Below are 14,970 nucleotides of genomic sequence, written 5' to 3'. Positions count from 1 at the left end.
GCTAAAGATAGAAACAACGCCGACAACAGTAAGAGTAGCGTCGCTAAAGAAAGAAACAACGCCGGCAACAGCGAGAGTAGCGCCGCTAAAGGTAAAACAACGCCGGCAACAGCGAGAGTAGCGCCGCTAAAGGTAAAACAACGCCGGCAACAGTAAGAGTAGCGCCGCAAAAGACAGAACAATCGCCGGCAACATCAACAATTGCGCCGCTAAATGTCGATCGTTACTCTGGCATCAGTCTTAAATTACGGTCATTGTAAGCAAGCACGACGTAGTCTGGGTGCAGGCTTTGTAGATAAGAGATAGCATCTTTATCCAAATAACGTAAGTCTAAAATCGTTAACTCTTTAAAGTGACTTGCCACATGAAATTGAATAGTGTTGAAGTATGAATCTTTGATGACGACGATATGTTTATCGCTGTCATAATGATTGTTAACAATTGTGAGCTCTGAGAAGTCGCGGCTATAGGCTTCGGCATAGTTGACGACTGTTTCAGGACTCATCTTTTTAGCACGGCCGTATACTGCGTCGTACGGAGCTGTGACGCCATCCTCGATAGAACCGACATGAATTGTAAATTGTGTTGCGAATGAAGCTGGCTCGTTGTAGCAAACTTGATCGCGGTTATTGACGGTCATGTACAAAATTTTATTCCATGAGCCAGCAAACTTATTAGGTAAGCAATAAGTATTGGCTTCATTATATGGAATCGGTTCAATCGTTTCACCGAGTCGTTCGCTCATTGTTTTCATGAGTGCCTGATAGCCTGAGTATGCACCGCGTATTGTCCAGTGATGATCGGTTTTGAAGAAGTTACGTTCAGCAGAAAAGTCGTTATTCTTCATTTCATCATAGAGACGAACATTATCTACACCTTTAGCGGTAACAAACTCATGAAGGCGTAAATTATTGGCAACTCCGGCGTCCTCAGGCATATAGCTTGGGCTTGGCTCGCGTGAGTAAGTCGCCTTTGCTGGTAGCGAGTAATACGTAAACGGGATATTTTTTTCAGCTAGTCCTTCGCTTAGCTTTTGTAAATCAGTAGCAAAGTAAGCGAGCTCCTCATCCGGTTTTTCTTCAGCAGGCTTTGAAATAATCCAGCCGCTTTTATCATCAACTGCGTACTTATCGTTTAAGTAGGTTTTCCCCATCGCACGTTGGTAGTAAACATAATTACGCATCCATGTATCGCGTGCAGGAAATTGATCGGAAATATAGGTTTCTACTTGTTTTGACCATGCCCCAGATAAAATTTCCTGTGGGCTTGGCGAAAGATTTGCAGATTCTAACGTACGGTTCTCCATTTCAGATTGTGGACGATCCACCGTTAATACGTGCACGACGAAGCCACCGAAAATGATGCAAAAAAAGGTTATTGGTAATAGATACATTTGTATTTTTCGCATGTTGTCCCACCTAGAATCTAAAGTAAATGAATGGATTATGTGTTGCGTTCACTAAAAACATCGTGATAAAGAGCAACAATGCTCCATAGTAAATGGATTGTACAAGGCGTAGACTCCAATCAAATGATAGGGAAGCCGTCGCTTTTTGCTCGCTCCACGTTTGATAAAGTCTATAAACTGGCATAACGAAGATAATCGCAATGACAAAATACACGACATAATCCTTTGCAAGCAAAATCGTTTCATAATTATACAGTGCTGCATCGGATAGTCCGAACAACGTTTTGATAAATCCAAAGGCGTATGTAAAGTCATTCGCTCTAAAGAATACCCAACCGAACATAATGAAAGTAATCGTATAAATATGACGTAAGAAACGAGGTACGCGTTCCAACCATTTTAAAAGCACCCATTTTTCAAGGCAAATTAATAGTCCGTAATAAAAGCCCCATGCCATAAATGTCCAGCTCGCCCCGTGCCAAAAGCCCGTTAACGTCCAAACAATTAATAAGTTTCGATATAGTTTCCATGCGTGGCTAACACGACTACCGCCAAGTGGAAAGTAGACATAGTCTCTAAACCAGCTGCTGAGCGAAATATGCCAGCGACGCCAGAATTCTGTTACGGACTGTGCAATGTACGGATAGTTAAAGTTCTCTTCAAAATGGAAGCCAAAAATTCGTGCTAAACCAATGGCCATATCACTATAGGCAGAGAAGTCAAAATAGATTTGTAGCGCGTAAGCAAAGAGCCCAATCCAAGCAGTACCTGTTGTTAAATCGCCACCTGATAAACTGAAAACCTGGTCGGCCACTTCACCCATCGGATTCGCAATAAGTACTTTTTTAGCTAACCCCTGCACAAAGCGACGAGTACCCATCATCCAATCCTCAGCTGTAGAAAAACGCTTTTTAATTTGCTCGGCTACCGTTTGATAACGCACAATCGGTCCGGCCACAAGCTGTGGAAACAATGTAATGAAAAGCGATAAATCTAAAAAATTACGCTGTGCCTTTACGTCTTTTCGGTAAACATCAATCACATAGCTAAGTGCTTGGAACGTGTAGAATGAAATACCAATCGGAAGCGGTACAGCCTCCCATTCAATAGGCTTATCCAAATAGTTGTTCAAAATGTCCACGAAAAAGCCGGCGTATTTGTAATAGCCTAGGATGGCCAAATTACTCACAATAACAAGCCAAAGTAGCGCTTTTCGTTTAGACTGCGAAACCGTATTTTCAATGACAATCCCCAAAATATAATTCAGCAAAATGGAAATCATCATTAATAGTACATACTTCGGTTCCCCCCATGCATAAAAGAACAGGCTGGCCAAAAGTAAAATTGTGTTACGAAGCATCTTCGGAGAGATGAAGTACACAATGAGCACTAATGGTAAAAAGACATATAAAAATATAAGGCTACTAAAAACCATTCCTTCAAATCCTCATCTCTAATAATAGTTATATCCATTATAGTATCGCGAATAATCGCTAATAAAAAGCCTAAATCGCCGATAAGATCATGAAGATCCCTAATAATAAGGTAGAATCACTGAAAAATCACGAAAATCACTGAAAAATCACAAAAATTGCTGATAAAATTCCAAATATCGCTAATTGCACCAATGCAGTCGCTGATAGAAAAATAGAATCGCTGATAACTAGACGAATACCGCTGATAAAAAGTCAATAACCGCTGATAAATTCACGAAGATCGCTGATAAAAAGGTAGAATCGCCGATAAATCGTGAAGATCGTAGATAAAAAGTAGAAACGCTGATAAATCGTGAAAATCGCTGATAAAAAAATAGAAACGCTGATAACTAGACGAATACCGCTGATAAAAAGTCAATAATCGCTGATAAACTCACGAAGATCGCTGATAAAATGCCAAAAACCACCGACTGTATCACGACACTCGCTGATTAAAAAATGCAAATCACATGGGTCATTTTTCGTCGATCATTAAAAAAATAATTGCTTATAAAATGTACCAAATAACTCATAGTACATCAAATTTATGTAAAAATATATTAGATTCAAGGAATACAAGAATAAATTTCCTACACTATTTTAACGTAAATTCACGAATTGTTCACTATTGGTTTTTACTCAATTATTGCGCGAAAGTCGAAATATGTAGAAATTTGGATGGTAAAAATGACATGGGTAAGATGGTATATTTTCCTTGTGGCAGTAAGGTTTGTCTGTCAATTTTAAGGATGGTAGCAACAATTATATTTTCATAAAAAATGGTTAAATAACCTTTAAAATTCAGGTGTTACCACAATTTTCATTCCAGTTATTTCATTTTGAAATTTATTATCTCGTAATCTTATAATGAATTCGTAGTCACAAATATTGGCTAATTTATCTAGGGGGTATTTTCATATGAAACAAAAATATAGTAAATGGGTTGTCGGCGCAGCGTCAGCAGCTCTAGTAGCATCAGCAATCGTACCAGCAGCAAGCGCAGCTAGCTTTACTGATATTGAAAAAAGTGATCACAAGGATGCAATCTTAGCATTAGCGGACGCTAAAATCGTAGCAGGTTACCCAGATGGCACATTCAAACCGAATGCTGTAGTTACTCGTGGTAATGTAACTAAGTTCTTAGGAAAATGGTTAGTGTCAGAAAATTACGAAATTCCTGCAGATTATGCAACAGAAGCTCGTTTCACTGATTTACCAACAACAACACCTGACAAAGAGTTATTACAATATGCAGCACTTGTTAAAGATGCTGGCGTATTCAAAGGCTCAAATAACAAATTAATGCACACTAATAACATGAGCCGTGAGCAAATGGCAGTAGTTTTAGTACGTGCGATCAAAACAGTTTATAACGTAGATTTAGTAGCTGAATATAAAGAAGCTGGATTCAAATCTACTATCACTGACTTAGAAAAAGCTACAGCTGCAGAAAATCGCGAAGCAATCATCGCGTTAGAATATGCTGAACTTACAAACGTTAAACAATTCAATCCTAAAAACACATTAACACGCGGTCAATTTGCATCATTCTTAAGCCGTGCAATTGATAATGTTGGTGAAGAAGTTTTAACTGTTAAAGAAGCTAAAGTTGTAGATGCAACTACATTAGAAGTAACACTTTCTGATGATTCAAAACATACTGTGAAATTAGAAACTGCTCTTCCAGAAAACAAAGAAACTAAAGTAGATTTCGAAATTGATGGTAAATCTTATTCAGCTGTAGTTACTTATGAAGTACCTGATGCTAAATTAGATTCAGTAAAAGCAATTAACGCTAAAACAATCGAAGTTCAATTTAACAAAGCAATAGAAGATACTTCTAAAGCTAAAGTTGAATTACTACGTGGTTCTTTCAAACAAAACGTAACTCTTGTTTGGGCTGATGACAAAAAATCAGTTCAATTAGTAGGTGCTACAAACTTCCAAGCAGCTGAATACACTGTAAACGTTGCTGGTTTAACTGAAAATGTATTAACTAATACAGTTAAAATCGAAGCTCAAAAAGTAACTTCAATTGAAGTTTTAGACGAAGTAGCTGTAGTTAACAAAGCCGTTAAAACTGACGGTACTTTCGACGCTGGTACTACTGCAACTGTTGGTTATGTAGTTAAAGATCAATACGGTACAGATATTACAAAATCAACTTCTTTAAAAACAAATAATGATGTTAACGTAGTTGCTGATTCAGCTAAAGGTGTAGTGAAATTATCAGGTGCTGTAGTTGAAGGCAAAAAAATCGGCGATTTAGTACCAGTAGTATTATTTGATTCTGCTACAGGCACATCAGTTTCAAAAACTGTAAAATTATCTGCTGAATCTACAGTTTCTTCTATCGAAGTAGCTGGTGTTTATAACGCTAAAGGTGAAGAAGTAGCTTTAAATGATGCTTCTAAAGCTTCTGATGCGTATATCGTATTAAATCTTAAAGATCAATATGGTAAAGAAATTACAGACGAAGCTAAAGCAACTGGTCTAGTAATTACAAACACAAACTCAACAAACTTAGACATCGAAAACACTGTTAAAAAAGTTAAAATTGGCGATAAAGATAAATTAGTAGTTGCATTAAAATCTATCTTAAAAGCTGGCGATACTGATGTATTATTCATTTCAACAACTAACGGTCAATCAGCTAAATATACTGTTAAAGTTGCAGAAACTTCTACAACTAATACAATCGCTGTTTCTCAACCAGAAATCGCTGTTGCTGAAGAAGCTACATTAATCCCATTAACAGTTACTGATAAAGAAGGCAATGTAATCACTAACAAAAAAGTGTTAGCTGATGCAAACAAAGGTATTAAAGTTGGTGGTGCTACAGTTGCTGAATCAGCTCTTGAAGTAAAAGATGGCCAAGTATACTACAAAACAACATTTAACACTGCTGGAACACAAGCATTAGTATTCCAAACTTCAACTTACAACGTTGCTACTATTACTGTAGATGTTAAAGCAAAAGCAGTACCAACTGTTGTTCGTGGACTTAAAAATCCTTTAGTAATTTCAACATCTCAAAATCCTGTTACAATTACAGCGAAAGACCACTTAATCATTGAAGACCAATATGGTCGTGAAATGAAAAACTCTGAAGCGCCTGTAAAAGTTACATTAGTTGGTACTTCAGATGTAGTAACATTAAACGGTAATACAGTGAAAGCTGAAAAAAATGGTACTGCGACTTTAAATGTGGCACTTGAAACTCAAAATGGCACAATTGATTCTGCTGTAGAAGTAAAAGTACAAGTAACTGATGGTACAGAATACAACGGTTATGAAATTGCTGAAATTGGTAAAACAAAAGCAGGCGAAGATAAAGCTATTACAGTTAACGGTTTACTAAACGGTGGTAAAGTTGCACTTGAAGCTAACGAATATACTGCGACAGTAACTGGCGGTCAATTAGATTCACCACAAGTTGTAACTGCTGGTAAAGTAAAAGTTGAAGAAGCAGCTTTAAACACAGATTCAGCTAAAAAAGTAGTAGATACAGAATTCACATTAAAAGTTACAGTTAATGCTACTGGTGAAATCTTAGAACAAAAATTCGTTGTTTCAGCTGAAGCTGCAAAAACGCAAGATTTCTTCTTTACAGCATCAGCACCAGCAGCTGATTACAACCAAGCTAAAGCTATTACAGAGGCTACATTAGTATCTGGTTCAACTATAGCAGTAGGCTTAAAATCTACAGGTGATGCACCTGCAGTAGTAAACGTTGCAACTGTTGACCAATACGGTAACAAAGCAATCACAGCACTTGCTGCAAATACAGTTACAATCGTACCTGAAAAAGCGGCTGATTTAACAATTACTGATAACGGTACTGCTGGTGCAACAGCAGCATTAAAATCAGGTGTTACAGAAGCTAAAGCTACTTTAAAAGTTAAAGTAGGTAACGCAACAAAAGAATTAAAAGTAACAATTGTAGCAGCACCTTAATTAAAGGGATTATGCTATAAACTAGTGAACTAGTATCTTAGCCTTGTGATTAGATGAAACTTTTTGTTTCATTATGGTCACAAGGCTTTTTGATGGAGATAGAAGTTAAAGCCCTAACATTTAATATAAATGTTAGGGCTATTTCCATTTGTAGTAAAACATGGAGAAAAGCTCAACAACACATTCTAGAATACATAACAATAGAAGATTATGAAACTTTTAGTATTACTCGACATATTATCATAGTATGATAGACAAAATATGTTAAGGGGTTGAGCTGGTGATGAATAAGCATACTTTATTTCAGGGGGCATTAGTTGCTGCTCTTGCGACAAGCGCCATTGTAATAGTACCGTCTGCGCAGGCAACAGAGAAATTTTCGGATGTTGATTACACGAAGGAATACGGTGTAGCGGTAAAGGATTTAGCGGGACGCGGAATTATTAAAGGTTATGCAGATGGCACATTTAAGCCATTTGCTAATGTGACGCGTGGACAGGCATCGAAGATTTTAGCAGGTCTTTTAGGGCTTGATACTAAAAATGTACAGGACCCTAAATTTACGGATGTAAAGCCGAGCGATGAATATTATGGAGCAATCGCTGTCTTAGCAAATCAAGGCATTATTTCAGGATTTGCTGATGGTAGATTCGGTGTCAATCAAGCTATTACACGTGAACAATTGGCGCGAATGCTAACAAGCGCTTATCAATTAGAAATGGCTGAAGCAGATCAAACATTACCCTTTACGGATATTGTAAAATATTCGGATGCCTATTACGCAGTCGCTCCATTGTTTGAAAATCATATAACGAAGGGGATAACGCCAACTACTTTTGGTGTACAAGAGACGGTGAATCGTTCGCAGCTTGCTTTATTTATTCATCGAATTGAGGCTGTTCAGGCGAAACGAGCTATCCAAACATTTACTGCGCGTGAGCTTAATTCAACTAATATTGATGCTTATTCTACCAATAATTTAACACCAGATGGAGAACATGAATTTTTCCGTATTCTTCGAACAAATTACGATGTGAAAATTGAGGCGTTACGAGAAGGATCAGGCTATTTCATGCTTGTTGGCTATAATATCGATAATGAGGGAAATTATGCAATTGTCGATATGCAAAAATATAAAATTGATGTCACAAAAGTAGATGGAAAATTACAAATGAACTGTCAGCCAACAGATGAAATTACACCAGGTTCAGCACTGTTTTTAGAGCAAGATTTTGGCTTTGATCCGAAAAATATTCAGCTAACAACAGCTGATGGTCATGCTGTGAGTGATAAAGTTTTCAGCTATAAGCCATATAAATTTGATGGCTGGGAGGAAGAAACAATTCCTAAGGGCGGTAACTACGTGCTGATGTTATCACAAGCAGGTGACTATATCGCGACTCTTTCTGATAATAACGGACATTCGACACGGGTAGGTATCCATGCAGAATCTGATGGCTATGAATTGTATACAACATCAGCGATTGAAAAAAACAGTGCGTTCATTCCAAAAAGTGAAATTGGTTTTAAAGTGAAAGATTTCAAAATCGAGCAATACACAGGTGCAATGCATGATCATAAAATAGTTGATGTCGAGCTTTCAGAAGATGGCGTCACTGTCAAAAAAGTCGGACAAGGTAATGCTATTTTTTCTGTTCGTCTAAATGGGGAAAATGGTGAAAAACTTTATGTCCATGGCATGATCCATGAGGTAACTGGTATAACAGCAATGAATTATGAACTAGTAACCCAAGAACAAATGGAGAATGCATCGTTTAATTAATAAAACGGTGTAAATCGCTGATAAACCTGGGTAAATCGCTGATAAATATCGAAGAATCGCTGATAAAACCAGGTGAAACGCTGATAAACAATGGAAAATCGCTGATAAACCTGGGTAAATCGCTGATAAATATCGAAGAATCGCTGATAACCCCGGGTTCGCTGATAAATATCGAAGAATCGCTGATAAACCTGGGTAAGTCGCTGATAAATATCGAAGAATCGCTGATAAATCCGGGTAAATCGCTGATAAACAACGAAGAATCGCTGATAACCCCGGGTTCGCTGATAAACAACGAAGAATCGCTGATAACCCCGGGAAAATCGCCGATAAACATCAAAAAACCTCCCCAATTTCATTCGGGGAGGTTCTTGTATACTAAAAGACGATATATTTCACGTAGTCTTTCCAACCGATCTTTTTGAAATCTTGCCATTTAATTTTTTCGAGAGGGATTGAACGGAAGGAGCGCGCTAATATATTGCGTTGTTCATTTGCAATAATTGGTGTGCCGGCTTCCAAATAGCTTGAGAAGATAGTAGAATCGGCCGTTTTAAAGGCAACCTGGATATCCTCAAGGCGTATTTTGCCGTTTTCATCAATTGTATAAATGCTATGTTTATTGTTCTTTCTAGATTTCACCCATGCGGACTTCACCTTAAACGCGTTGGATGCTTCATTTACGGTAATAGCAGCCTTACCAACTGTTGAAAATGGAATGTTATCTAGTATGTCATCCTGATGCAAGATGACTTCATAGCTTGTAGGCTTTGGTAGCTTGGCAGTTTTAGCTAGTTCATTTGCCCAAAGTGATTCAGTATTCATGGCTATCTTTTGTTTTTGAACGACAGTACCTGATAAATCCCCGTCGTTATGTGGCAATTTAAAAGTAACAGTTTGTCCATCTTCAACCTTTTGCCATTCATCCTCGGATAAGTAGGCGAGCATAGATTTTTCAGCTGAATAAATTTCAAATGTTACTGTACCAGCTTCTTCAGTGATTTTTGAGATTACACCATCTACTGGGCAAATAACACCTTGCCATGCTTTAATTTGTTCTATGCGTGCATCCAATAATGCTACTTCACGATTAGTCTCCGCGATGTGGCGATTCAGTATGGCCACTGCCGTTGATGGAGTAGCTTGCTGACCTAATTCAAACTTAACAGAGACGTTTAACTTTTCACTAATTTGGTCGGTATTAATAGAGCTTTTTGGGTCATTGGCTCCACCGTATTCAGATTCTATCTCCGCTAGCGCAGATTCTAAATCACTTAATTCAGTTTCGTAGGCAGTGCGTTCAGCCTCAAGCTTTGTTAATTCACCGTCAACTTTCTCTGTTTTGTAGGTTGCTAGTAAATCATTAGCGTGTACTTCTTGTCCACGTGTTGCATCGATGGCAGAAAGGCTTTTCGCATCTGCTGAAATCGTATAAGTTTGAGAAGGTGCAACAATCGCATCCTTTTCAACAGTCTCTTTACGTTCGCCAGTAGCAGCTATTTGGAATTCATCGATAAAGTAGGATCTGGCTACTTTACTATCATCCTTAAATACAAAATAAGCATTTACGCCAATTAATAACGCTATCACAATAATACTTAAAATTGTCCAAGGTCTGGATTTAATAAAGCGCATCATCCTAACCCCCTTGTAATCCATTCTTGTAGTGGTAACGCACTAACCATTCCGATAAAAATAGCCATTACCACATAGAGCCCAATAATTTTTGCTAATAAGGCCTTACGATCTGACCAGTCCTCCCATTTTGAAAGGAACGTGTATTGCACAATAATTGTTAATACCGTTGCTACGGTTAGTTGATTGATAGCAAATAGTACAAAATCCGTATCAATCACTTGCTGTGCTACAGGTGCAAGTGAAAAGAAGGAGAAGTTTGTCGTGTATCCAACTGCATAAAACACGGCAAATAAAATTGTCTTTTCAATAAGTAAAAATACCATTACATAAAGTTGTACCTTCTGAATCCATTTGTAAGGAATGTCTGTAAATAGATGTAACAAGTATGTAATGCCGTAATAATGGAAGCAATAATAGATAACTCCCCAGGCAATAGCCCCAACCATTGATAGTAAACGGGCTGTATAGTATTCACTTGGATGATTCGATGCAAATAATGTTGTTAAGCTTTCGGTACCCATGCCCCAAAACTCGCGAACCATAAATAGAAGCATAAAGAGTATGAAAACTGTGAAGGATCGTTTTTTATAGCCTCTTATTTCTCCTTGTTCAACAGCTTGGGTAAAGTTAGCGGGATGCATTAAGCTGTGCCAAAACTTATATTGATAAAACATATGTAGCTCCCTTTCTCGTAATTTAAATATTTAAGTTGTAGTATGCACCTATTTACTGGTAAATGACATAGTAGTTTAATTTAATCGCTATGGTTAGACAATTATACAAAGTTTTTATTCCCCATTCTATGTAATGTTAGACAAAATATTTCCTGGAAAATATAAAGTGCAAGTACATGCAGACAAGCTTAGATCTCGCTTTCGACAATTGTGGGCCATATTCGCACCTATCTTTAACATATAAAGTCTATTAGCATTTTTTATTGCAATCGGTCATATTTTGCCAAAATTTTTGCCAGATCAATGCACATGATTCAATTATATAGTATCCTAACAATAACTTCCTATAAAAAGACTATTTAATCTAAAAAAAAATATTATTCCGTTGGTGAAGGGGATAGCTTCTTCTATAGAATAGCTTGAAATAGGATAAAATGCACCGATACTAAAGGTAGCAAATTAGAAATGAAAGATACATAACAATTTACCTATAAAAAGAAAGGGTGGGCATTTTGAAGAAACCAATACAGGTTGGTGTCATAACAAGCCTATTACTAACTCCGGCAGCGATCGCCAATGCTCAAGAAGGACAACCTCAAACAATCTCTCAGGAGAATCAACAAGCTAATGTGAATGTAGCTGCAACAGTCACAGATCCAAGAGCTCAAACTATTGCACAATTTGGCAAACTATCTGAAAAATCTGGAGCGACAGAAATGGCTGCTGCCAAGAGAGATTTAGCATTTTTAAGCGATAATTTTGATGAGGAAGAAATCTATTTTATTACGGCTAAATATAACTATATAGAAAAACAAATTGTTTTGTTAAAAAAGCTCAAAGATATTGGTGCAAGTATTAATGGTCTCTCCTATACTAGTAAAACTTTCATGAAAGAAGTAAACGATGTATTTACTAGATATGAGAAATTTTTAGGTACAGAAGAGGGAAATTATTTATCTGTACAAAAAACATTTAGAGACGCTGTTGATACTGCAACTAACAATAAGGCTAGAGCTATCGTTAAAGATGTGACAGGTACATCACTCCAATATGAATTTCCAGAGCCTGATCGCAATACGTATTTCAAAAATAACGGGGCAGATATTGCAAAACTAAACAAAATGAATGATGATGCAAATGCAGTGAGTGGTTCAGTCACTTTATTGGAAAAACTTTTATCCATCCTTAGTGATCCAAATGCTGATGCTACTAAAATTGCAGAAACTACTACTGAAATAACAACTAATTTGAACAAACACACAGCAGATCAAAAGAAAATCATTACAGCCTATAATCCAACGAATGCAACGGTGACACCTTACAAAAAATATACAGAAGTAGTAGCGAACTTATCTTCAGCGGAGAAAGTAATGGCGAGTATTACACTGCTGAAAAATAAAGGTCCAGAAAAATTCACATCTGCTACAAGCTTTATTAGTGAAGTTGCATCGATTGAAACGGCCTTTAATAAACTAGATGCTAGCTCAAAACGACTAGTGACAAACTATAAAGATCTTGAACCGTTTAAGGAAGCGGCTACTATTTCCAAGCAAATTGCAGCGCTAAAACCGTCAAGTAGTGCAGATTATCGAACTTCCGTAGCGGCGATAAGTGGTGCCTTATCAACTTTAGATACAAAAGATTACGTAATAAATAGCGCTGACTTAACATTAGCTGAAGCAAATATCAAAGTAGCGCAAGAAATTGAGGCACTCATTGCGGGCATTACCAAAGCACCGGATATTATTACAGCAATTGAGCAAGCACGAGCTGCTTACAATACACCTGTAGCATCTGATGGAACGAAAATAGATCCAGCCACTGTCAAAAAAATCGTCAATAATTTGTCAGTGCTAACAAGCTGGGAAACTTCACATAAAGCTGTTTTAAATGTAATTACACTTGTGGAAAAGCTAGACCCAACTGCCAAAGATTATACTAAAAAAGCAAAGGCAGCGAATACGGCTTACCTAAAGTTAGATTCTACAAAACAGGCGTCCGTGAAAAGCTATCATTCTGGAAAGTTGAATGATCAAGTAGCGGCAATGGATGTTGTGGCACGCATCATGGCCTTAAATCCATCGCAAAAAACATATACAGAGGCAGTTACGCAGTTATTTAAAGATTACGGGGAACTATCAGCTGAGGGGCAAAAACTTGTCACGAATTATGTTGATCTTGAAACCGCGAATCGCTATATTACAACAGCTAAAAATTTCGATGAGCGTGTTATCGCTTTAGCGAATGAGTCAGACGCTACGTTTGTAGCGAAAGTAGCGGAGATGTCTACTGAATATAAAGCAATGGATAAAAATGTGAAAAAATTGGTCACACAATCCAAGACATTAACAACTTATGAGAAGAATAATGCCAATGTTGTGAAGGTTATTAAGGCAATTGACGCTTTAAATCCAGCAAGTAAGGATTATACAAAAAAAGTTTTGGCCGCACGAAAAGCTTATAATGCATTAGATTCTGCTTCGCAAAAACGCGTAACAAACTACAATCAGCTAACAGCGGTTGAGGATGTGGCTACATTAATAGGCTTAATTGAAACATTGAAGCCGACAAGTAAAACATTTTTAAATGATTTAGAATCTGCGCGCAAAAACTATGATGCATTACCACCAGAAAAGCAAAATGCTGTCACTAACTATGAAAAGCTTGTTACAGCAGAGACTGAGCTAAAATCTGCGGCTATAGTGATTGAATTGATAGAGGCGGCAATGCCTGATGACCCTGATTATTTAACGAAGCTTATGAATGCCCGTGTTGCATACGATAAACTAACATCCGGACAGAAAAAGCTTGTGTCTAATGTAAAGGTATTAACAGATCGCGAAAAACAAGTAAAACCAATTTTAAATGTGATGGTGCAAATTGATGGTTTAGAGCCAGGCACAAGTAAATTTGTCAGTCAAGTAAACTCAGCACGAAAAGCGTACGATAAGCTGACAAAGGACCAAAAGCTATATGTTAAAAATATTGCTATTTTACAGAGCTATGAGCCAACTGCCAAAGTGGTTGAATTAATTGGCAAGTTAAAGCCATCAAGTAAAACGTTCACTACGGATACCGTACAAGCTCGAGCATTATACGATGCCCTAGCGAATGACATGCAACAATATGTCACAAACTACAATTTATTACAAGCTGCTGAAGCGAGCATCTTAGGTGCAGGAAATGTACAGCGCATGATTGATGAGCTTCCGACTGTCCCAGCAAATCAATATATTAAACGTATTGAAGAGATACGAGCAGCATATAATGCATTACCAAAAGATCAACAATATGCGGTTTCAAACTATAAAACATTGCAAGAGCAAGAGAAAATGATTAAACCTGTCATTAACGTTGTCAACGAGATTGATAAACTTATGACATCGAAAAATATGGACAGCCAATATCAAAAGATTTTAAAAGCATATGACAATCTTACTGCTACTCAACGTAAATATGTTTATAACGAGCAGTTGCTTCTATCATTAGATAACGTTATTAAAGTTTATAAGAGTATTGCAGCGTTAAAACCAAGCGATAAAATGTATTTTGGCATGATAGAATCTGTGCGTAAAGATTACGATAGCTTAAGTACTGCAGATAAGCAAAGAGTATCCAATTACAATGTATTGCTTGAAGCTGAGAAAAATATGAGTGAAGTAAAGAAAGTCGTAGAGATTATTGCTGGTCTAAATCCGACTTCCAGCACATATATTCAAGATGTAGCGAATGCTTCTGCGGCATATAAAGCGTTGGACTCAAAAGTAAAAGGACAAGTCCTTAACTACGATACTTTAAAGAAAGCGGAAAAAGATGTAGCGGCCGTGTTAAAAGTAGTAAATGCAATCGGTGAATTGGATCCAGACGCTAAAACGTTTGAGAAGAAAGTACTGGCTGCACAAAAACTATATGACGCCCTTACGCTTGAACAGCAGGACTTAGTATATAATTACCGTATTTTACAGGACCACTTAAAAACATTAGGTTATTAATAAGAAGAGAGGGCATGTCCCTCTTTTCTTTATATATAATAAG

The 14,970-nt window shown here is 37.3% G+C and carries 8 protein-coding genes; 3 read left to right on the top strand and 5 right to left on the bottom strand.

What is annotated here, in order from left to right:
* Positions 1–223: 223 nt before the first annotated feature.
* Both MOK21_RS08450 and MOK21_RS08445 read right to left on the bottom strand, forming a co-directional pair.
* Positions 224–1,408, bottom strand: coding sequence for an alginate O-acetyltransferase AlgX-related protein (locus tag MOK21_RS08450; protein WP_249073490.1), 1,185 nt, complete (start codon positions 1,406–1,408; stop codon positions 224–226).
* A gap of 10 nt (positions 1,409–1,418) precedes the next feature.
* A complete protein-coding gene (locus tag MOK21_RS08445; protein ID WP_249073489.1) occupies positions 1,419–2,843 on the bottom strand; it encodes an MBOAT family O-acyltransferase in 1,425 nt (474 codons plus the stop codon).
* A 958-nt stretch (positions 2,844–3,801) separates the two neighbouring features.
* On the opposite strand from MOK21_RS08445, the gene MOK21_RS08440 reads away from it, so the two are divergent.
* Positions 3,802–6,840, top strand: a complete 3,039-nt coding sequence (locus tag MOK21_RS08440) for an S-layer homology domain-containing protein (RefSeq protein WP_249073488.1) — start codon at positions 3,802–3,804, stop codon at positions 6,838–6,840.
* Between the two features lie 283 nt (positions 6,841–7,123).
* Entirely contained in the window at positions 7,124–8,623 is a 1,500-nt protein-coding gene (locus MOK21_RS08435; RefSeq protein WP_249073508.1) for an S-layer homology domain-containing protein, read from the top strand.
* Here MOK21_RS08435 and MOK21_RS08430 read toward each other — a convergent pair.
* The 3 genes from MOK21_RS08430 to MOK21_RS08420 are packed head-to-tail and all read right to left on the bottom strand — an operon-like array spanning position 8,616 to position 10,935.
* On the bottom strand, positions 8,616–8,960 hold the full coding sequence (locus MOK21_RS08430) for a hypothetical protein (protein WP_249073487.1): 345 nt from the start codon (positions 8,958–8,960) through the stop codon (positions 8,616–8,618). The two genes, MOK21_RS08435 and MOK21_RS08430, sit on opposite strands and share 8 nt — an antisense overlap.
* Before the next feature lie 41 nt (positions 8,961–9,001).
* On the bottom strand, positions 9,002–10,258 hold the full coding sequence (locus MOK21_RS08425) for an HlyD family secretion protein (protein ID WP_249073486.1): 1,257 nt from the start codon (positions 10,256–10,258) through the stop codon (positions 9,002–9,004).
* Entirely contained in the window at positions 10,258–10,935 is a 678-nt protein-coding gene (locus MOK21_RS08420; protein ID WP_249073485.1) for a hypothetical protein, read from the bottom strand. Before MOK21_RS08420 ends, MOK21_RS08425 begins: the two co-directional genes overlap by 1 nt.
* 512 nt (positions 10,936–11,447) lie before the next feature.
* On the opposite strand from MOK21_RS08420, the gene MOK21_RS08415 reads away from it, so the two are divergent.
* Positions 11,448–14,927, top strand: a complete 3,480-nt coding sequence (locus MOK21_RS08415) for a hypothetical protein (RefSeq protein WP_249073484.1) — start codon at positions 11,448–11,450, stop codon at positions 14,925–14,927.
* Positions 14,928–14,970: the final 43 nt, after the last annotated feature.

Origin of the sequence: Lysinibacillus sp. BPa_S21 (genome assembly GCF_023337795.1) — a bacterium.
Classification (GTDB): domain Bacteria; phylum Bacillota; class Bacilli; order Bacillales_A; family Planococcaceae; genus Lysinibacillus.
The sequence above is the reverse complement of the archived record's forward strand: the minus strand, read 5'-3'. Positions and strand labels throughout refer to the sequence as shown.

Coding starts and splice junctions, on each gene's coding strand:
- MOK21_RS08430 (WP_249073487.1), bottom strand. CDS start 8,960: ATGTTTATCGGCGATTTTCCCGGGGTTATCAGCGATTCTTCGTTGTTT.
- MOK21_RS08425 (WP_249073486.1), bottom strand. CDS start 10,258: ATGCGCTTTATTAAATCCAGACCTTGGACAATTTTAAGTATTATTGTG.
- MOK21_RS08450 (WP_249073490.1), bottom strand. CDS start 1,408: ATGCGAAAAATACAAATGTATCTATTACCAATAACCTTTTTTTGCATC.
- MOK21_RS08445 (WP_249073489.1), bottom strand. CDS start 2,843: ATGGTTTTTAGTAGCCTTATATTTTTATATGTCTTTTTACCATTAGTG.
- MOK21_RS08435 (WP_249073508.1), top strand. CDS start 7,124: ATGAATAAGCATACTTTATTTCAGGGGGCATTAGTTGCTGCTCTTGCG.
- MOK21_RS08420 (WP_249073485.1), bottom strand. CDS start 10,935: ATGTTTTATCAATATAAGTTTTGGCACAGCTTAATGCATCCCGCTAAC.
- MOK21_RS08440 (WP_249073488.1), top strand. CDS start 3,802: ATGAAACAAAAATATAGTAAATGGGTTGTCGGCGCAGCGTCAGCAGCT.